General features: G+C 70.4%; 18 protein-coding genes and 1 riboswitch. Of the genes, 7 read left to right on the forward strand and 11 right to left on the reverse strand.

All coding sequences use genetic code 11. The features are described from left to right. Window positions 1–16: 16 nt before the first annotated feature. Genes ABIA32_RS25495 through ABIA32_RS25505 form a run of 3 tightly spaced genes read right to left on the reverse strand, consistent with a single transcriptional unit; the run spans window position 17 to window position 1379 of the window. Window positions 17–331 carry a hypothetical protein gene (locus tag ABIA32_RS25495; RefSeq protein ID WP_370099902.1) on the reverse strand — a complete coding sequence of 105 codons (315 nt, stop codon included), beginning with the start codon at window positions 329–331 and terminating at the stop codon, window positions 17–19. Then, window positions 328–912, reverse strand: coding sequence for a TIGR03086 family metal-binding protein (locus ABIA32_RS25500; RefSeq protein ID WP_370099905.1), 585 nt, complete (start codon window positions 910–912; stop codon window positions 328–330). The genes ABIA32_RS25495 and ABIA32_RS25500 overlap by 4 nt, the downstream gene beginning before the upstream one ends. A gap of 38 nt (window positions 913–950) precedes the next feature. Then, the gene (locus tag ABIA32_RS25505; RefSeq protein ID WP_370099907.1) at window positions 951–1379 is read right to left on the reverse strand and encodes an SRPBCC domain-containing protein; all 429 of its coding nucleotides are present in this window, start codon (window positions 1377–1379) and stop codon (window positions 951–953) included. Window positions 1380–1502: 123 nt separating this feature from the next. On the opposite strand from ABIA32_RS25505, the gene ABIA32_RS25510 reads away from it, so the two are divergent. From ABIA32_RS25510 to ABIA32_RS25525, 4 genes are all read left to right on the forward strand, one after another. Continuing rightward, a complete protein-coding gene (locus ABIA32_RS25510; protein ID WP_370099910.1) occupies window positions 1503–1859 on the forward strand; it encodes an ArsR/SmtB family transcription factor in 357 nt (118 codons plus the stop codon). Next, window positions 1856–2329, forward strand: coding sequence for an SRPBCC domain-containing protein (locus ABIA32_RS25515; protein ID WP_370099913.1), 474 nt, complete (start codon window positions 1856–1858; stop codon window positions 2327–2329). The genes ABIA32_RS25510 and ABIA32_RS25515 overlap by 4 nt, the downstream gene beginning before the upstream one ends. A gap of 55 nt (window positions 2330–2384) precedes the next feature. Further along, window positions 2385–3191 (forward strand): DsbA family protein, encoded by an 807-nt coding sequence (locus ABIA32_RS25520; protein ID WP_370099915.1) that lies wholly within the window; start codon window positions 2385–2387, stop codon window positions 3189–3191. 169 nt (window positions 3192–3360) lie between these two features. Further along, entirely contained in the window at window positions 3361–5163 is a 1803-nt protein-coding gene (locus ABIA32_RS25525; protein ID WP_370099917.1) for an alkaline phosphatase family protein, read from the forward strand. Here the strand turns inward: ABIA32_RS25525 and ABIA32_RS25530 are convergent. Beyond that, window positions 5146–6225: a HoxN/HupN/NixA family nickel/cobalt transporter gene (locus ABIA32_RS25530; RefSeq protein ID WP_370099920.1), complete on the reverse strand. Its 1080-nt coding sequence runs from the start codon at window positions 6223–6225 to the stop codon at window positions 5146–5148. The genes ABIA32_RS25525 and ABIA32_RS25530 overlap by 18 nt on opposite strands. A gap of 31 nt (window positions 6226–6256) precedes the next feature. Further along, window positions 6257–6446, reverse strand: a riboswitch (cobalamin riboswitch). A gap of 126 nt (window positions 6447–6572) precedes the next feature. Between ABIA32_RS25530 and ABIA32_RS25535 the strand changes: the two genes are divergently transcribed. From ABIA32_RS25535 to ABIA32_RS25545, 3 genes are all read left to right on the forward strand, one after another. Further along, window positions 6573–8759, forward strand: coding sequence for an alpha-galactosidase (locus ABIA32_RS25535; RefSeq protein ID WP_370099923.1), 2187 nt, complete (start codon window positions 6573–6575; stop codon window positions 8757–8759). Between the two features lie 31 nt (window positions 8760–8790). Further along, on the forward strand, window positions 8791–9282 hold the full coding sequence (locus ABIA32_RS25540; protein WP_370099926.1) for a pyridoxamine 5'-phosphate oxidase: 492 nt from the start codon (window positions 8791–8793) through the stop codon (window positions 9280–9282). A 95-nt stretch (window positions 9283–9377) separates the two neighbouring features. Further along, on the forward strand, window positions 9378–9950 hold the full coding sequence (locus ABIA32_RS25545) for a hypothetical protein (RefSeq protein ID WP_370099929.1): 573 nt from the start codon (window positions 9378–9380) through the stop codon (window positions 9948–9950). 199 nt (window positions 9951–10149) lie between these two features. Here ABIA32_RS25545 and ABIA32_RS25550 read toward each other — a convergent pair whose 3' ends face one another. The 7 genes from ABIA32_RS25550 to ABIA32_RS25580 all read right to left on the reverse strand — a co-directional run bounded on the left by ABIA32_RS25550 (window position 10150) and on the right by ABIA32_RS25580 (window position 19044). After that, complete coding sequence (locus ABIA32_RS25550; protein ID WP_370099932.1) at window positions 10150–10971, reverse strand: phosphate ABC transporter ATP-binding protein; 822 nt, start codon at window positions 10969–10971, stop codon at window positions 10150–10152. 32 nt (window positions 10972–11003) lie between these two features. Further along, on the reverse strand, window positions 11004–11933 hold the full coding sequence (locus ABIA32_RS25555) for a class E sortase (protein ID WP_370099935.1): 930 nt from the start codon (window positions 11931–11933) through the stop codon (window positions 11004–11006). Continuing rightward, window positions 11930–13636, reverse strand: coding sequence for a substrate-binding domain-containing protein (locus ABIA32_RS25560; protein WP_370099938.1), 1707 nt, complete (start codon window positions 13634–13636; stop codon window positions 11930–11932). Before ABIA32_RS25560 ends, ABIA32_RS25555 begins: the two co-directional genes overlap by 4 nt. Beyond that, entirely contained in the window at window positions 13633–14766 is a 1134-nt protein-coding gene (gene pstA / locus ABIA32_RS25565) for a phosphate ABC transporter permease PstA (protein WP_370099941.1), read from the reverse strand. The genes ABIA32_RS25560 and pstA overlap by 4 nt, the downstream gene beginning before the upstream one ends. 21 nt (window positions 14767–14787) lie before the next feature. After that, on the reverse strand, window positions 14788–15783 hold the full coding sequence (gene pstC / locus ABIA32_RS25570) for a phosphate ABC transporter permease subunit PstC (RefSeq protein WP_370099944.1): 996 nt from the start codon (window positions 15781–15783) through the stop codon (window positions 14788–14790). After that, a complete protein-coding gene (locus tag ABIA32_RS25575) occupies window positions 15776–18316 on the reverse strand; it encodes a hypothetical protein (protein WP_370099947.1) in 2541 nt (846 codons plus the stop codon). Before ABIA32_RS25575 ends, pstC begins: the two co-directional genes overlap by 8 nt. Window positions 18317–18456: 140 nt before the next feature. Next, a complete protein-coding gene (locus ABIA32_RS25580) occupies window positions 18457–19044 on the reverse strand; it encodes a hypothetical protein (protein ID WP_370099950.1) in 588 nt (195 codons plus the stop codon). Between the last annotated feature and the right edge of the window lie 71 nt (window positions 19045–19115).

Below are 19115 nucleotides of genomic sequence, written 5' to 3' on the forward strand. Positions count from 1 at the left end.
GCCGGGCCCGCCCGCGTCATCGCGGCATCTGGCGCGCCGCCTCCGTCAGCGGCAGCCACTGATCCTTCGCGGCGAGTTGCAGGCAGATCCAGTCCTTCATCGGCCGACCGCCCATCGGGTCGAAGAGGTGGCTGCCCGGCAGCGCCAGTGCGGCGGCGTGCTGCTCGGTGTCGCGGTTGAGGCGGACCACCAGTTCCTCGCCGTGCAGGCCGACGAAGGCCTTGCCGTTGGGGTCCTTGAGGCAGGCCATGCCGAACATCGAGGACTTCTTCGCGCCCAGCGGCGCCATGTCCTCCGCGAGCTGCGCGAAGAGGTCGTCCGCTGCGGTCATCCGATACTGCTCCGTCCGGTGAAGGCCAGCAGCCGCTCCAGTGCGGACGCGTCCGGGGCCGGGGTGAGCTCCACGCCGAAGGCGCCGTTGGCCCGGGCGCCCTCGGCGATCTGCGCGGCGACGGCCGCGGCCGTCGCGACGACGTCGTCCTCCGCCTTGAACGGCTGCCCGGTGGCCTGCGCCAAGTCCCAGCCGTGGACCGTGAGTTCCATGACGGTGACCATGCCGGCGAAGAGCGCAGGGCAGGTATTCGGCCCGAACGGCGTCTCGCCCTCCCATGCCTCCGGCTTGGACCAGGCAGCGACCAGCTTGTCGACGACCGGCGGGTAGGCCCGCCACGGCGCGTCCGTCAGCGTGAGCGGCGCGTCGGCGGGGAGCGGGCGCTTCGTCGCGGCGTGAGTGCTCATGACCATCGTGCCGAGCAGGTGCTCGCAGAGCTGGTGGACGTTGAACTCGGCGCAGGGCGTCGGCAGTTCGCGCTTGCCGTTGAGCTCGCGCTCGGTGGCGTGGGCCAGCAGGTTACGCGCGGCGCGGGTGAGCTGGTCGGCCAGCTCGACGGGGGTGGTGGCGGCAGTGCTCATGGTGCGGGGTGTTCCTTACCTGGAGTCGGTTCGTGAGATCACTCGAAGAACGGCGCGGGCTCGCCGGTCTCCGCGTAGGCCTTGAGGGCCGTGAACTTCGTGGCCCAGCCGTAGGTGAAGTTGCGGTAGCCCTCGTCCTGGGCCGGGAAGCCGGCGTGGGTGAAGACGAGGACGGTCGCGGGCTCGCCCTCGCCCTCGCCCGAAGGGAGGAGCTCGTAGGTCTGGGTGGTGCCGGCCCAGGGGCCGTTCTCGCCCGCCAGCACCAGGCGGTGCTCGTCGGACTCGACGACCTTCAGCCGCCACGGCTCGGGCACGCCGGGGAAGCCGAGCGCGTGCTCCGCGCCGACGCCCTCGCCGATCGTGGCGTCGGCCGTGAACCAGCTGCGCACACCCGCCTCGGTGGCGACGGCGGCGCGGACGGTGGCGGCGTCGGCCTGGATGGACAGTTGCATCGCGATGTCGGCCATCGGATGACCCTTTCTCGATCTGGGGACCAGTGTGTCCGGGCTTGCCCCGGCCCGCCTGCTTAAGTCGACACTAAAATAAGCGCTGCGCCCATGCAAGCTGAAGCCGTGACTAAAATAAGAACCGTGGATCAGGTGAAGGCGATCAGTGAGCCGAGGCGACGGGCGATTCTGCGGCTGGTCTGGGACGAGGAGCTGTCCGCGGGCCAGATCGCCGAGCGCTTCGACGTCACCTTCGGCGCGGTCTCCCAGCACCTCAAGGTGCTGCGCGACGCGGGGCTCGTCGTCGTCCGAAAGGACGGCACCAAGCGGTACTACCGGGCGGACCGTGCTGGGATGGGACCGCTGGCCGCCTATCTGGAGTCCATGTGGGTCGCCTCACTGGACACCCTGGCCGTCCTCGCCGAACAGGCCGAACGCGCCGACCAGGGCGAACGGGCTGACCAGGGCGAGCAGGCCGAAAGCAAGGAGTCGCAGCCGTGACCATCACCCCTCAGGGCGCCGTCGTCGTCCGCCGCCGGATCAAGGCCCGCCCGGAGACCGTCTTCTCCTTCTTCACCGATCACGACCGCTGGCTCTCCTGGCAGGGCGTCGAGGGCAGCTTCGACCCGCGTCCGGGCGGCGCCTACCGCATGCGGGTCGTCGGCGACGCGATCGCCTCCGGCGAGTTCGCCGAGCTCACTCCGCACCGCCGGATCGTCTTCAGCTGGGGTTGGGAGAACGAGGGCGACCCGGTTCCGCCCGGCAGCAGCCGCGTCCAGATCGATCTGGTTCCCGAGGCCGAGGGCACCCTGCTCACGCTCACCCACTCGGACCTGCCCGAGCCCGCCCGCGCGGCGCATCAGGACGGCTGGGAGCACTACCTCGGCCGTCTGACCGTCCGCGCCGAAGGCGGCGACCCCGGTCCCGACCTGTGGATGCAGGAGGCGGAGGAAGCCGAGGAGGACGACTGAAGGAGCCCACGCGCGCCCACCTTCCGGCACCGCCCTCCCGAGGGAGCAGTTCCCCATGTCCCACCGCCCTCCGCACACCCCTGCGAACATCCCTGCCCGACAGAAGCTCCAGGACTCCGCCCAGCAGCAGCGCGCCGCACAGCTGCGCCGCCGCGGCATCTTCGCCGCCGTCGCGCTGACCGTCGTGGCCGCGGCCACCGCCGTCGGGATCGCCGTCGGCACCCAACACAGCGCCACCGGCACCGCGAAGAGCAACGACACCAACGCCACGGTCGGCAACAAGACGTCGCCCACCCCCGCGCACGCCTCCGGCGCCGACGGCACAGTGGTCGTCTACGGCGACCCGAACGCCAAGCGCACCCTCGAGGTCTACGAGGACTTCCGCTGCCCCGTCTGCAAGATGCTGGAGGCGACGGACGGCGCGACCATCACGCACTCGGCCGACCAGGGCACGTACAAGATCGCCTACCACCTCGGCGCCTTCCTCGACGGCAACCTCGGCGGCAGCGGCTCGATGCAGGCGCTGGCCGCCGCCGGCGCGGCGCTGAACGAGAGCCCGAAGCTGTTCAAGGAGTTCCACGACGTCCTCTACGCGAACCAGCCGGAGGAGACCAGCGACGATTTCTCGAACCAGCAGCACCTGCTCGACCTCGCCGCGAAGGTACCGGGGCTGGTGACGCCTCAGTTCACCAAGGACGTGAAGGACGGCACCTACCTGGGCTGGGCCCAGCGGGTGACCGACGCCTTCACCGCGAGCGGTGTCACCGGCACCCCGACGCTCAAGCTGGACGGGAAGACGCTCAACGTCTTCACGAACTCCGGCCCGATCACACCGGACCAGTTCCGGCAGCTGATCGGGTAGCAGTCGGCCGGGCAGCAGTGGCCGGGCAGCGGTCGGCCGGGCGGGCAACTGCCGGAAACTTGTCCAGACAAGTCGTGCGATCTGTTCGGTTGGAGTTCTTCAAACCGTCAGCCGGTGCCGGTACTTATGACGCATCCAGGACGCCTGACTCACAGGATGAGGTTCATAGATGCGACTGCGGTGGAGATCCCTCGGCGGACTTCTCGCCCTCCTCGGCGCGCTGCTCGTCACCGCCCACGCTCCGGCCGCCGGGGCGGCCACGACCAGCGGAAACCTGATCGTCAACGGCGACGCCGAAGCCGGCGGCTTCTGCACCACCGACTGGGGCGCGGCCACCACCCTGCCCGGCTGGACCGTCGAGTCCGGCAGCCCGAACGCCGTCTGCTACTCGGCAGGCAGCTTCGGGCTGCCGAGCGGCGGCACGCCCGGCCAGGCCTTCTTCGCCCCCGGCAACCAGGGCGACGGCGCGATGACCCAGACCGTCGACGTCTCCTCCGCCGCGACGGCGATCGACGGCGGCGGGGTGAGCTACAACCTCTCCGGCTGGCTGGGCGGTTGGACCGTCTACAGCGGCTATGTCGCGGTCGGCCTGCACTTCCAGGACGCGAGCGGCAACCCGATCGGCGCGACCGCGAAGCTGCCGACCGTGTCCACCACCGACCGGCTCTCGGCCACCAAGTTCCTGGCCCGCAGCACCACCGGCAGCGTGCCGGCCGGGACCCGCTCGATCCAGGTCGAGGTGCAGTTCCTGTCGAGCTCGAACGAGTCCGGCTACCTGGACAACCTCTCGCTGACCCTGAACACCCCGGTCACCGCGCCGACTCTGACCCCGCCCGCGTCGAGCGTGCCGGGCTACGACCACGTGTTCATGGTCATGATGGAGAACACCGACTACTCCCAGATCATGAACGACCCGGCCGACACCGCGTACATGCACAGCCTGATGGCCCAGGGCGCCACGCTGACGGACTACCACGGCGTCTACCACCCCAGCGACGAGAACTACCTCGCCGTCTCCGGCGGTGACACCTACACCCACGGCGCCACCTACTGGCCCAACATCAACTCCCCCGAGCGCAACCTCGGTGACACCCTGGAGACCGCCGGCAAGAGCTGGAAGGCCTACGAGCAGGGCATGGGCGCGCCCTGCACCACCACCAAGGGCAGCGACAGCTACTACATGCCCGACGACGCGCCGTTCATCAACTACACGGACATCAGCGGCAACCCGGCCCGCTGCGCGGCGCACCTCTTCGACACCACGCAGCTGACCACCGACCTGCGGTCCGCCGCGACGACCCCGAACTTCTCCTGGATCGCCGCCGACGACTACTACGACGGCGAGGCGTCCGGCAACGGCAGCGCCACCAGCCTCAAGGTCCAGGACGGCTGGCTGAAGCAGACGCTCGCCCCGCTGCTGGCCTCCCCCGCCTGGACCACGCAGAAGTCGCTGCTGATCCTGAACTGGGACGAGAGCGCGGGCGAGGCCGGGAACCACGTCGCCGCCGTCGTCCTCGGCTCGCAGGGCACCGTGCAGGCCGGGACCAGCAGCAACAGCCGGTACGACCACTACAGCACCGCCCGCACCATCGAGGCGGCCCTCGGCCTGCCCGGCCTGACCGCCAACGACAGCTACGCGACGCCGTTCAACGACGCGTTCGTGCCGTCCACCGCGGGCACGCCGACGCTCACCGGCAACCTGAACGCGGTCGCGAACGGCGGCAACGCCACCTTCCGCTACGCGGTGCCCTCGGCGGCCCAGGTGAGCGCGAAGAACTGGATCGGGATCTACCCGGCCGGTGTCCTTCCGGGCCAGAAGGGGTCGCTCGCCTGGTCCTACGCCCCGAACGCCGCCGGCGCGCTCACCTTCTCGACGAGCAAGCTCTCCGGCGCCGGCGCGTACGACGTCTACTACCTGGCCAACGACGGCTACTCGGTGCTGGCCGGGCCGTTCTCACTGACCGTCGGCTGACGCTCCGGTCGTGGTGAGGGGCCTGCTCGCCCAGCGGTGCTCGACCTTGGCAAGTCGCCAGTAGCCGAGCGCGCAGGCCCACACCAGCACGAAGAGCCCGACGATCAGGTAGCCGACGTTGCCGAGGTCGATCCCGGCGATCCAGTCCGTCACCGGATTGCTGAGCCCCACCGAGTCGTGCAGCACGCCGATCAGCTCGATCGTGCCGATGACGAACGCGACGGCGATGGAGAGCCCGGTGATGGTGAGGTTGTAGTAGACCTTGCGGACCGGGTTGGCGAAGGCCCACTGGTAGGCGAAGTTCATGAAGGTGCCGTCCAGCGTGTCGAACAGGCTCATGCCGCAGGCGAAGAGCAGCGGCAGGCAGAGCACCGCGTACCAGGGCAGCCCGGAGGCCGCGCCGGTGCCGGCCATCACCATCAACGCGACCTCGGTGGCGGTGTCGAAGCTCAGCCCGAAGAGCAGCCCGACCGGATACATCTGCCCCGGGCGGGTGATGGAGCGGGTCAGCCGACCCAGCAGCCGGTTCATGAAGCCGCGGCTGTCGAGGTGCTTCTCCAGCTCGTACTCGTCGAACTCGCCCTGCTTCATGGCCCGGAAGACCCGGTAGATCCCGGCCAGCGCGACCAGGTTGAGCGCGGCGATCAGGTAGAGGAAGACGCCGGATATCGAGGTGCCGACGACGCCGATGGCCACGTGGGCGCGGAGCAGCGTGCCGGCCAGCTTCGCGCCACCTGCGGTGAGCACGGCCATCGCGACGACCATGGTCGAGTGCCCGATGGCGAACCAGAATCCGACCGAAACCGGGCGCTTGCCGTCGGCCATCAGCTTGCGGGTGGTGTTGTCGATCGCCGCGATGTGGTCCGCGTCGAAGGCGTGGCGCATGCCCAGCGTGTAGACGGTGATCCCCAGGCCCAGGCCGTACACCTGGGTGCCGATCGTGTAGTGGCGCGGGGCGATCATGAGCAGCAGCAGGCCGAAGGCCACCACATGCATCGCCACGATTACCGCGAGCAGGCCGCCGGTTCGCAGCCAGAACTTCTCGTGCGCGGGCACGGTCATCTAGAGACAGCCTCTCCATCACCTCGTGGATATGACATAGCGCTGCCGTGGCCGGTCTCCTGGCTGTCAGGTCTGACATCCCCGCACCTGGCCTTCCCAGGTCCTTGCGGACCCAGTGACCTCAGTGCACGACTGCTGTACGAGGACTTCCTGATCACAGTGGCGAGGGCCGCGCCGGTCTTGAACCGGACTTCCCGAACACCACGGCCCGACCACCCTAACCGCCGAGCTCTCCTCCTCGCAGCTGTGCCTGCGCTATGTCTTGACGCTTCATCGGCCTACCGCTGAAATGCTCATGGCGTTGAACTTAGTTCGGTCATGTTGAGTTGTGTCACGAAAGGGATCCCATGCACCGAAGAGTCCGCACCCTCCTCGCGACCTGCGGTGCAGCCGCAACCGCACTGCTCGGCCTACTCCCCGCTGCCCCCACCGCCCATGCCCAGGCGAACGGCGTCGCACTCACGCCGCCGATGGGCTGGAGCAGCTGGAGCTTCATCCGGAAGAATCCCACCGAATCAAACATCGAGGCCCAGGCCCTGGCCATGAAGAGCAGCGGCCTCGTCGGCCACGGCTTCTCCTACGTCAACGTGGATGACTTCTGGTATCTCAACCCCGCCAACACCGTTGACAGCTACGGTCGCTGGGCCACCGACAGCAGTCGGTTCCCGAACGGCATGGGCGCCCTCGGCTCCTACATCCACAACCAGGGCGAGAAGTTCGGGATGTATCTCACACCCGGCATCCCAGTCGCCGCCTACAACCAGAACACGCCTATCCAGGGCACCGCCTTCCACGCCAGGGACATCGTCTCCAACACCAGCAGCTACGAGACGAACTACAACTTCGGCAACGGCTCGATGTACTACATCGACTACGCCAAGAACCCGGCCGCCGCCCAGGCCTACCTCAACTCCTGGGCCGACCAGCTCGCCTCCTACGGCGTGGACTACCTGAAGATCGACGGAGTCGGCGACTGGGACGTCGCCGACATCCAGCACTGGTCCCAGGCGCTGAACCAGTCCGGCCGCCCGATCCACCTGGAGCTCTCCAACAGCCTCGACGTCAACAACGGCGCGACCTGGCAGCAGTACGCGAACGGCTGGCGGATCGACGGCGACGTCGAGTGCTACTGCGGCTCCGGCTCCTACCCGCTCACCAGCTGGTCCTCCGTCGCCTCGCGCTTCACCGACGCCCCGAAGTGGACGAGGTTCGCCGGGCCCGGCGGCTGGAACGACCTGGACTCGCTGGAGGTCGGCAACGGCTCCAACGACGGCCTGACCCTGGACGAGCGCCGCACCCAGCTCACCCTCTGGGCGGTCGAGGGCGCGCCGCTGCTGCTCGGCACCGACCTCACCCACCTCGACCCGACCGACCTTTCGCTGCTGACGAACGACCAGGTCATCGCCGTCGACCAGGCGGGCATCCCGGCCCGCCCGGTCGACCAGGTCAGCCAGCAACAGGTCTGGACGGCCGCCAACCCCGACGGCAGCTACACCGTCGCCCTGTTCAACCTCGGCTCCGGCGCCGCCTCCGTCACCGCGCACTTCGCCGACCTCGGCTTCGGCGGCGCGGCGGACATCCACGACGTCTGGACGAACACGGACCTGGGCAGCTCCGCCAACTCCTTCAGCGCGACGCTGGCCGCCCACGCCTCCCGGCTGCTGCAGATCACCCCGGCCGCAGGGGCCACGTTCGCGACCATGCGCTACAACCTGGTCAACGCCGCCACCGGCCAGTACCTCGACGTCTCCGGAGCGAGCACCGGCAGCAGCGCTCCCCTGGTCACCGCTGCGGCGAACGGCGCGGCAGATCAACAGTGGCAGCTCGCGGCGGCGGGCAACGGCGTCTACCGGATCGCCGACGTCAACAGCGGGATGATCGCCAACGTACCCGGCGGCAGCTCGATCCAGGGCACGCAGCTGATCCAGTACCCGGACGACCACGCCGCCAACTCGCAGTGGACCTTCACCGCGAACGGCAGCGGCTCGTACTCCGTCACCTCGCGGCAGACCGGTCAGGTCCTCGACGTGAGCGGCACGGCCGTCGTCCAGCAGCCGGCCGCCGGCACGGCGACGCAGCAGTGGAAGCTGGTGCCCGTCCCGGTTCCCGGCGCGCAGTACCGGCTGGTCAACGGCGCGACCGGCGGGCGGATCGACGTGAACAACGACTCCACCTCCGACGGCGCGCGGATCCTGCAGTGGCAGGACAACGGCGCGGCGGACCAGCGCTGGTCCTTCGTCCAGCAGAGCGGCGGCGCGTACACGATCGTCAACGCCAACAGCGGCAAGGTGCTCAACATCCCCGGGCCGACCACGATCCAGGGCACGCAGCTGATCCAGTACCACGACGACGGGAACAGCAACTCGCGCTGGACGCTCGTCGACGCGGGTCCGAACCAGGTGCAGTTCCGCAGCGTCTACGACGGGCAGCTGATCGACCTCAACAACAGCGGCCTGTCCGACGGCACTTCCGTACTGCAGTGGCCCGCCGACGGCGGCTCCAACCAGTCCTGGACGCTGCTCGCACCCGAGTGACCCCGAGTGACCCGACGGCAGGCGTGATTGCATGGGGGCCGTGATCGCCCAGAACATCGTCACGGCCCTCCGTGCGCACACCACCCTCACCCTGGCCTACACGGACGCCGAAGGACCGCAGGCCTGCGCGGTGCTGTACGCCGTGACGGCGGAGAGCTCGCTCGTCTTCGTCACGTCCCCCACCACCCGCCACGGCCGCGCGCTGAGCGCGGGGCCGGCGACGGCCGAGACGCCCGAGACGCCGGTGGCGTTCACCGTGCAGGCGGACGGCCAGGAGTGGACCACGCTCACCGGCGTCCAGGGCCGGGGCCGCGTCCGCAGGCTGGCCGAAGGCAGCGTGGAGCGGGCTGCCGGGTGGGCTGCGTACACGGAGCGTTTCCCCTTCGTCACCCAGGACGCACGGCTGGGCGCGGCGCTGGCCGCGACCGCGCTGTGGGAGCTGCGCCCCGACTGGCTCCGGCTGATCGACAACGGACTCGAATTCGGGTGGAAAGAGGAGTGGCCGGGACCGGCGAGGGGTTGAATACCCGGCCACCGGGCATGACGATGGAATCGGCAGCCTCGTTCGACGAGGACCGACCGATGCCTCTGGGCGGGAGGGCAAAGGAGGCGGTGGGCATGGCCACGCCGTCAGTCGCGCCACAGCCGTCCGCGCCGGTGCCACGGCGCGGCAATCCGCTGCGCCGGCGGAGCGATTCGCTGCGCACCTGGCTGCGCGTGGGCTTCTCGCTCGCGCTGGTCCTCGCGGTCGCCCTGACAGCCCTGTTCGGCCTCAAGCTCTACGCCGACAGCCGCGCTGCGGCGGCCCGGCAGGTGGCGGGCCTGCACCAGGTCACCGCGCGCGCCGTCGGCGGTCCCACCGCGGCCGGCGTCGGCGCCTGGGTGGCCCCACTGAGCTGGACGGACTCCACGGGCTCCCACACCGCGGACGCGCCCGTCCCGGTCGCGACGGTCCCGGGCGACCACGTGGTGATCTGGATCGACTCCAAGGAAACCCCCCGCCCCGACCCGATCCCGGCGGTCCAGAGCGCGGGCAGCGCGGCGACGTACTCGCTTGCGGCGTTCGCCGCCGCGACGATGGTGATCAGCGGGGCGTACGCGCTGGCGAAGCACCGGGTGGACCGGGCGGCGTGGAGGTCCTGGGAATCCGAATGGGAACGCGTCGAACCCCAATGGACCCACCGGCGGTAGCGGCAGCTCCTCAGGGGCGCGAGGCTCCACTGATTTGCGGCTCGGCCGCGTGGGCGCGACAGGTCACGACGGAGGCCAGGTTGCACCATCAGGGGCGCGGGGAACTGCGCGACAAGCCACCCACGCGAGTAGAGCACCGAACGCGCAGGGCCATCCGCTCATCAGTGGTTGCTCGCGCAGTTCCTCGCGCCCCCACCCTCTATCCGAAGCGTCCGTTCACATAGTCCGCAGTCCGCTGGTCTCGTGGGTTCTCGAAAAGCTCCGCCGTCGCGCCGTGTTCCACCACCCGCCCCGGCGTGTCGTGCGTGGCCAGGAAGAACGCGCAGCGTTGGGAGACCCGCTGGGCCTGCTGCATGTTGTGGGTGACGATGACGATCGTCAGCCGCCCGCGCAGCAGTTCGATCGTCTCCTCCACCCGCCGTGTCGACGTCGGGTCCAGCGCCGAGCACGGCTCGTCCATGAGCAGGACGTCCGGGGAGACCGCCAGCGAACGTGCGATGCACAGGCGCTGCTGCTGGCCGCCCGAGAGCGCGCCGCCCGGCGCGCGCAAGCGGTCGCGGACCTCCGGCCAGAGGCCGGCCCGCTGGAGGCTCGTCTCCACCAGCGTGTCGCGCTCGTCCCTGGTGACCTTGATCCCGGCCAGCTTCAGGCCGCTCGCGACGTTGTCGTAGATCGACATCGCCGGGAACGGGTTCGGCCGCTGGAAGACCATCCCGATCCGCCGCCGCACCGCTGCTGGGAGCCGGCCCAGTGCGTAGACGTCGTCGCCGTCCAGCAGTACCTCGCCCGCGAGGCTCGCGCCGCGGACCATCTCGTGCATCCGGTTGAGGATGCGCAGGTAGGTCGACTTGCCGCAGCCGGAAGGCCCGATCAGCGCCGTGACCTGGCCGGCCGGCATCGCCAGCGTGACCCGGTCGAGCACCTTGCGCTCGCCGAACCAGGCGGAGACCCCCCGCGTATCCAGGCCGTGCACGGTCGTCGTCGGCAGCGCCACCGTATCGATGAGATCGGCGTCGGTCATCTCGTGCCCCTTGTCAGCAGCGTCAGCAAGCACTAGTAGAGGTTGGGCAGCAGCGCCGCCGCGTTCTCGTAGACGGACCAGAGCAGCGCCAGCAGCACCGGCGCCGCCACCAGATACGCCGCCGAGCGGCGCCAGCGGAACGCGGCGAGTACCGTCAGCACCGTCGCCGCGACGAGCGCCAGCGACCACAGCTGCAGGGCCGCCAACGCGTCCGGCTGGCCGGCCAACGCCTTGTCCGCGGGGACGACCGCGGGTCGGCCGCCGGGGTTCGGCGCGGGGGTACCCTGCAGGCGGGCGCTGACCAGGACGGTGTCGGTCGGGATCCAGGACGGGTCCGACGTCGCCAGGACCAGCAGGTTGGTCGCCGCGTCGTGGAACGGCCTGCTGCCGGTGCCCGAGCCGTCGACGACGTAGACGAACCTGCCCTGCCCGGTGGTGACCTGGATGCGGTCGCCGGGCCGCAGCGCGTCGACGTGGCCGAAGGGCCCGCCGAAGGTGGTGCGGCGGCCGAAGAGGACGGCCGCGCCGGTCTGTCCGGGCAGCACGGTGTCGCGGCGGTGGCCGGGGCCGCGCATCAGGTCGCGAGCGGTGGTGCCCTCGACCACCACGACGTCGTGCACGCCGATCGCGGAGATGTCCAGCACCGCGACCGGCTCCCCGTCCGGCGCGCTGCCGGTCGGCGCGACGGCGTTGCCGAGGTCGTCGGCGAACGAGCGGTGCACGGTGGCCTGGTAGTGCTCCTCCTGGAAGGAGGACATGGTGAACAGGAAGGCCCCGAAACCGAGCAGCAGCGTGCCGAGCAGGCTGGCCGCGTAGGCGACGCCGAGGGTGATCCCCCGCCCGCGTCCGCCCGTCGGCGGGGGCGTCTCCGGCTGTCGCACCCGTGCCGGCTCCGTCAGGGAGGACCCGGGCTGCGGCATGGACTCGGGCTGCGGCGTGGGCTCGGTGACGACGGCGCTCACCCGGCACCGCCCCCGCCCGCCGGTGAACTCCGGCGCCGACGGCGCAGGTACGCGCCGAGCAGCGGCGGTACGGTGACCACCGCGACCAGCTCGACCGCCGTCAACGAGGTGAGCAGCCAGTCGTCCTGACGGCCCGCCAGCGCCACCACGGCGCCCGGCACCGAGGAGCCGTCGCCCGAGCCGCCGCTTCCGGCCGGGACCACCTGCCCGGTCTGCGGGTCGATCGTCGTCCCGCCGGCCGCACCGGCCGTGCGCCCGCCCGCCGAGCCGCCCGAGGAGCCGGTGCCGCCGGTGCCACCGGTCGCGCCACCGCTGCCGCTGCCGCCCGAACCGCCGCTGCCGGACCCGCCGGAGCCACCGCCCGAACCACCGCCGCTGCCGCAGCTCAGCGACGCGCCCAGCTTGTCGCAGGCGTTCGGCTGCGGGGCGTTCTTCAGGATCGTGAGCTGCCCACTGGCGTCGAAGGTCGGATTGGGGCAGTTCTGCAGGGTGTTCGGATCCACCCCGCCGGCCTGGCCGGGGACGTGCTGCACCTGCAGCAGCCCGCCGCGCACCAGCCCGCGCGGGATCGGCGAGTAGCCCAACTGCGGCGCCTCGCCCTGCCCGGCGCAGAGGATGTAGTCGATGTACTTGCTCAGTGCCGCGCCCTTGGCGTTGTCGAAGCGCGGCGGCACCGGCAGCGGCGCGCCGGAGCGCGGCACGATCAGGTAGCTGTAGCTGGAGACCGGGTAGGAGCGGGGGTCGCTGTTGGTGTAGACGCCGTCGAGGTTCTGCTGCAGGTAGTTCGGGTCGCTCGGCGGAGTGTTGTCGTCCACGCCGCGGATCCGCGCGGCGGTCAGCGCGACGGCCACGTTGGAGGCGGTCGGCAGCGAGAAGTAGCCGGCCGGGTTGAGCACCTTCACCACCGGCCAACTCGCCCGCAGCGCGTAGGCGTACTCGTCGTACCCGATGGTGCCGAGCCCGGTCGGCGACTGGATGTAGTTGGCGACGACGTCCGAGCCGTTCTGCGCGACCATGCGGCCCGACGGCGGATAGAACTCGGTGTAGTCACCGCAGGGGACGCCGACGGTGGAGCGGCAGTACGCGTCCCATTCGGACGGGTGGGTGTGCTCCATCCAGCGGGTGAACTGGGCCGTCGCGCCCGAGCCGTCGGAGCGGACGACCGGCGTCACCTGGATGTGCGGCAGCTGGCCGCCGTAGTCGTGCAGCACCGCCGGGTCGTCCCACCACTGGATCTGCCCGGTGAAGATCTTGACCAGGGTGTCCGGTGACAGCCGCAGGTTGGTCACCTGCCGACCGGCGACCTTGAGGTTGTACATGAACGCCGTGCCGCCGGCCGTCACCGGCACGTAGGAGAAGCCGAAGGTCGGGTTCTCCGGCTGACCGAGCCCGCTCGTCCCGCCCGCGCCCGCGCCCGCGTCCGCGCTGCTGCGGAACGGCACGTCCGAGGCGGTGAAGTCGTCCTGGCCCAACTCCCACTGGTTGCGCCCGGCGGCCGAGCCGAGCGGCGTGAAGTTGATGACGATGCCCTGCGGCTCGACGTCCTGCCGCCACTGGTCCAGCGCGGGTCCGGCCCAGCTGGAGCCGTCACCGTTGAGCGAGGTCGACGCGTAGCTCTGCCCGCCCTGCGTCGCCAGCAGGGCCGGCAGCAGCGCCAGCAGGATCAGCAGCCGGGCAGGGGCACGTCTGCGATGCGTTCTCACCGCGATCCCTCCTTGTCGGCGCGACCCCCGAGGGTCCGCGCGGTGACGAACAGCACCAGCACGATGATCATCAGCGTCATCGCGGCGGCGAAGCCCCGCGCGACCATGTTGGGCGTGGGCATCCGCACGTAGTTCCAGATGTAGACCGGCAGACTGACCTGGTGGTCGTGGAACGGGTTCAGGTTGAGATGCGAGGTGAAGCCGGAGGTCAGCAGCACCGGCGAGGTCTCACCGACACCGCGTGCCATACCGAGCACCACCGCCGTCACCAGTCCACGCCGCGCGGTGGGCAGCACCACGTTCCACACCGTGCGCCAGTGACTCGAGCCGAGCGCGTAGGAGGCCTCGCGCAGTGTGCCCGGGACCAGCCTGATCACGACCTCGGCGGCGCGGGTGACGATCGGCATCATCATCACCGTCAGGGCGAGCGAGGCCGCGAAGCCGCTCTTCTGCAGACCCAGCGTCAGGATCGCCACGCCCAGGATGAACAGGCCCGCGACGATGGACGGCAGCGCCGTCATCGCCTCGATCAGGGTCCGCACGGCCTTCGCGGTGCGCCCGCCGATCTCGGCGAGGTAGACCGCCGCGCCGATCCCCAGTGGCACCGAGAACAGTGTGGCCAGGCCGAGTTGCTCCAGGGTGCCGACGATCGCGGCGAGCGCGCCGCCGGAGGTGAGCGGCGAGAGCGGCCCGGTGTGCTCCATGTCCTGGGTGAAGAAGGTGAGATGCCGCGCGGCAGCCCAGCCGCGCACCGACACGAAGCCGACCTGGTCGGCGATCAGGGCGACCACCACCACGCCCGCGCTGACAGCCAGCGCCCGCACCGCGTTCTCCCTGGCCGTGCGGGAATCCCACTGGGTGCGCCCGATCAGCAGGTAGAGCCCGTTGAAGACCACGAACCAGCTGAGCCAGAAGCCCAGCGCGCCGCTGAGCGGCAGCAGCCGCTCGTAGAGCAGCCAGCAGAGCGCGAACGCCCCTGCCGCCGCACCGAGAAACGAGAAGACGCCGGGCGCGGTCGTCCCGCCGAGCCGCAGCCGCACCTCCGGCCGCTCGGCGGCCTCGGTCGTCGGCTCCGGCTCTCCCTCGGCGAGTGCGTCGTCCGCCGCTGTCTTCGTTGTCGCCTGTGACACCGTCCCTCACTCCTTCCGTTGTCAGTCGGCGGTCGACGCGCCGGAGCGCGAGCGGTTGATGATCACGGAGGCCGCCAGGTTGACCGCGAAGGTGAGCAGGAAGAGCACCAGGCCGGCGGCCATCAGCGCGGAGAGTCCCAACGAGTCCGACTCGCCGAAGCGCAGGATGATCAGGGCGGAGATGGAGTTGGCGCCGTTCTCCAGCACGTGCCAGGCCAGCGAGAAGGAGGGCGAGATGATCATCGCGATCGCGATGGTCTCCCCCATCGCCCGGCCGAAGCCGAGCATCACCGCGCCGACGATGCCGCCCCGCGCGTACGGCAGTACGACGCTTCGCACCATCCCCCAGCGGGTGCTGCCGAGGGCGTACGCGCCCTCCCGCTCGCCGCGCGGCGTCTGGGACATCACCTCGCGGCTGAGCGAGGTGATGATCGGGATGATCATCAGCGACACCACGGTCCCGACGATGAACGTCGAGGAGGTGTAGGAGGTGCCGATGTCCCCGGTCCGCACCTTGAGGAACGGGAGCACCCCGCCCAGGTGGTTGCTGAGCCAGCGCGAAGGGCCGACCATCAGCGGCTGCAGGAAGTAGAACCCCCACAGGCCGTAGACGATGCTCGGGATCGCCGCCATCAGGTCGATCAGGCTCACCAGGGTCGCCCGGATCCGCAGCGGCGCGTACTCGGAGATGAAGACCGCGGTCGTCAACGCCACCGGCACCGCGATGATCAGGGCGACGAGCGCGATCAGGATCCCGTTCGGCAGCACTGCCGCGATGCCGAAGACTCCTCCCTGCGGCTTCCAGGCGGACTGGGTGAAGAAGGACCAGCCGGTGAACCTCAGCGCCTGGAAGCCGCGCAGCAGCAGGAACAGCGCGATCAGACCCATCAGTGCGAAGACCGAGAGTCCGGCCACCCGGAGCCCGGCGCGGAAGAACTTGTCCGGCAGGGTGACCGGCGCGTCGATCCGACGCGGCCGGTCCTCCTCCGCATCCGCCGCGAGAACCGCCTCAGCCACGACGGCTCACCGCGCTCCGCGTCCAACCCCGCGCCTGCGCCCACGCCCGGCGGCTGCCACGCCGCAGCTGCGCCCCCGCGCCGGTCCCGGTCAGCACCAGCGTCGCGGGCCCCCCGACGAGCAGCACCCCGCCCGCGATCAGCAGGATCGGCAGCAGCAGCCGCTGGTCACCGACCCGGTTCGGATCCGGCGATCCCACGGCGACGGGTTGCGTGGAGCCGAGCGCCTGGCGCTTGACCTTGCCGCCGGCCCCGGCCGTCGTTCCCGCCGAGACGGCTCCGCCTGTGGTCCCACCGGAGGTCCCAGCCGTCGTGCCGCCCGAGGTCGTCCCGCCGGAGCCTGTGGTGCCGCCCGTCGTGCTCGGCGGCGCGGGGGTGCAGGGCGAGGCCGGGCTCTGGTTGCCGGGCTTCTGTCCGTCCTGACGCTGCACGTCGCAGGTCGCGATGGTGAGCTGGGTGCGCTGCGCGCCGGTCAGCGGTACGAACCCGGCCGCGAGCCTCCCCGGTTCGAACCCCGGCTGCTGACCGCCGGACGGGTCGGCGGCTCGGGTGAGAAAGTCCGCGATCTTCGCAGCCTTGGCCGAGGACAGCCCGTGCGTCGGCAGCATCGCGTACTGGACGGTGGCCAGCGGGTACGCGGCCTTGTCCGCCCCGAAGTTGGTGCTGCTGGGAGAGGCGTAGGGCAGCATCGCCGTGGCGGTGGTGGGGTCGGTCGCCATGTCGGCGACCGCCGCACCGAAGGACGCGTTGCCCGGGCCGACGTAGGCGCCGGCGGGGTTGAGCAGCTTCGCCTGCGGGAGCGAGAAGGCGGACGCCTGTCCCGCGTCCATGATCGCCATCATGGTGCGCTGGCCCACCGGCTCCGGCGACGCCTTCGGGTGGTTCCCGTTGGCGTCCGGCAGCCAGACGTAGTCGCTCGGCTGCGACGCGAGGATCGCCCGGCCGACCTGGACCAGACCGCCGAGGAGCGGGTTCCATTCGTAGCTCTTCATATGGGTGATCCCGCCCGCGCCGACGCCGGAGGAGTCCTGCGGGATGAACACGTTCACCGGATAGCCGGCGAACGCGGGCTTCTCGTAGTACGTGTCGAGGTGCATGCCCCACGGGTCGCGGGTGCCGGCCAGGAAGGAGGCCGCATCCCGATCAGCGACGATCCAACTGGTGAGCTGCTGGACCAGATCCGTGGTACCGCCGACCACGACCGGTAGTGCCCCGCCGCCGTTGGCATTGCCGCAGTCGGGCCAGTGCGGACCGTGCGGGCCCTCCGGATTGAGCTGCAGGAACTCGGGGTCCTTGTAGAGGCACGGGGGATTGCCCTTGGTCGAGTCGTAGGCGTTCGGATCCTGTTGACCCACATAGGACTGGGTGAGCTGCTTGGCGAGCAACCGGGCGTTGAGCTTCATCGCGGGGATCGGGGCGCCGGTGATCCGGTCATCCGCCCGAAAGGCGACCACGATGCCGCTGGTGGCGAGTGGCGCGTAGACGTAGGGCCGGGGCGCGGATGCGGTGTCCGGGTAATCCGTGAGGGCCATGTCGGCGCCGGTCCCGTGCAGGAACGCCTGACGGGCCTGCGGCTCCCCGCCGCTGGAGGTGTACTGCACGGAGAGCGGGCCGGTGCCCAGACAGAAACCGGACCGCCACAGCTGCACCATCCGATTGGCCATTTCCAGCCCCCGGACGGTGAAGTCGGCCGCTCGCGCGTGGCAGTCCGACGGGGTCGGCGCGAACTTCAGCGGCACGACCACGTGGTGTGTCCAGGCACACTGCTCGCCGTCGTAGTTCCCGTTGTTCACGTCATTGGTCGAGATGATCACGTCGGCGGCCGTGGCGGCATAGCTGGTGTCGGTGTCCCAGGTGTGGTTCTCGCACCCGGGCTTCCCGATGCCGAGCACGTTCTGATAGCCGAGGGGATCACCCCCGTAGTTGGGTTCCACCACCAGCGAGCAGGCGTGGCTGACGTCGCAGCCGAGGCTCTGGCTCTCGTGCGCCGTCCACACCTCGAGGTCGGCCTGGCCACTGCCGTCCGGATGAGTGGCGGCGAGCACCGCGTTCGAAGGGAACTCGGGCGTGGTCGAGCCGGGAACGGGGATCGGCTGCTGGAAGCCCTTGCTCGAATCGGCGCCGTAGAGGCTGCTGCCGTAGCAGTCGGTGATCTTCGGGTCGGCGCCGCGGCACTCATAGACGCGCACCCCGTAGAACACGTGAGGGCTCTGGACGAGGTCGACCGTGACGGGGGTGGGAGAACCGTCGGTGGTCGGCGTGAAGCCGGTCCAGCTGACGTGCACCACCTGGTCGGTGAGGTTCACCGCGGGGCTCACGGTGACCTTGCCGCGCGCACCGTACGTGCCCTTGGCCGGCTGCCAGACCGGCGGTCCGGCCACGGTCACCGCGCCGCCCCCCGACGGCGTGGCGGCCTCGGCAGGTGCGGCGGCCTGAGCAGGTGCGGCCTGCGGCAGGATTCCGGCCAGGAGCAGCATCATGGCCCCCAGCGTCGCGGCCAGTGTCCCGCCCGCGCGTACGTGTCTCGATCGCATCCCCAGCTCCCGACTCGTCTGTGGCTCATTTGGCCTGGCAGACATGACAGATGACGAACCGCCAGATGTATGAGGCACCAACGGGGCGCCCCTGCCCGGGGCGCCCCGTCGAACTCGCAGGGCGGTGCGAGGCGCTCGCGTCAGGAGGCCGGCGTGAAGTTCACGGCGAGGGTGCCGACGACGGCGCCCGCCTTGAAGAACGCGGTGTTGAGCGCGTGGTCGAGGTAGGTCGCCGCGGCCGGGTCCAGGTCGGTCTCGGAGGCCGTGAAGGTCTGCACGCCCGCGTTGACCGAAACACTGAGGTCACCGCTCGGGTCCAGCAGCGGAACCGGCGTCGTGCCGCCCTGCGGGATGCCGGTGAAGACGCCGTTGAAGTCGTCGAAGGCCAGCTGCGTGAAGGTCACCGAACGGCGGGTGCGGGCGTCCATCACCACGAGGGTGCCGCCGAACTGGACCGAGCCGACGTACTGGTTGAGCACCGCGTCGCCGCCGGTGACCGGGAAGGCGCCGCTGAGGCCCGTCGTGGAGCTCCAGCTCGCGGTGGCCGGGGAACCGACCACGACGCCGATGCCCTCGATCAGAGCGCTCTTGATGTACGCGCTGCTCTCGGTCAGCACGAGGCTTCCGGAGGCGGGCGTGGTGGCGACGGCTGAGGGCGCGGACGCGGCGACGGCGCCGAACACGAGCACTCCGGCGACGGGGAGCAGGGCGATTCGCTTGATCTGCATGGTCACTCCTGGAATGAGACGCCTGATACGTGAGCGAAAGGACGGTCGTCGGACGGCCGGTGACGGGCCGG

This window comes from Streptacidiphilus sp. MAP12-20, from assembly GCF_041262525.1.
Classification (GTDB): domain Bacteria; phylum Actinomycetota; class Actinomycetes; order Streptomycetales; family Streptomycetaceae; genus Streptacidiphilus.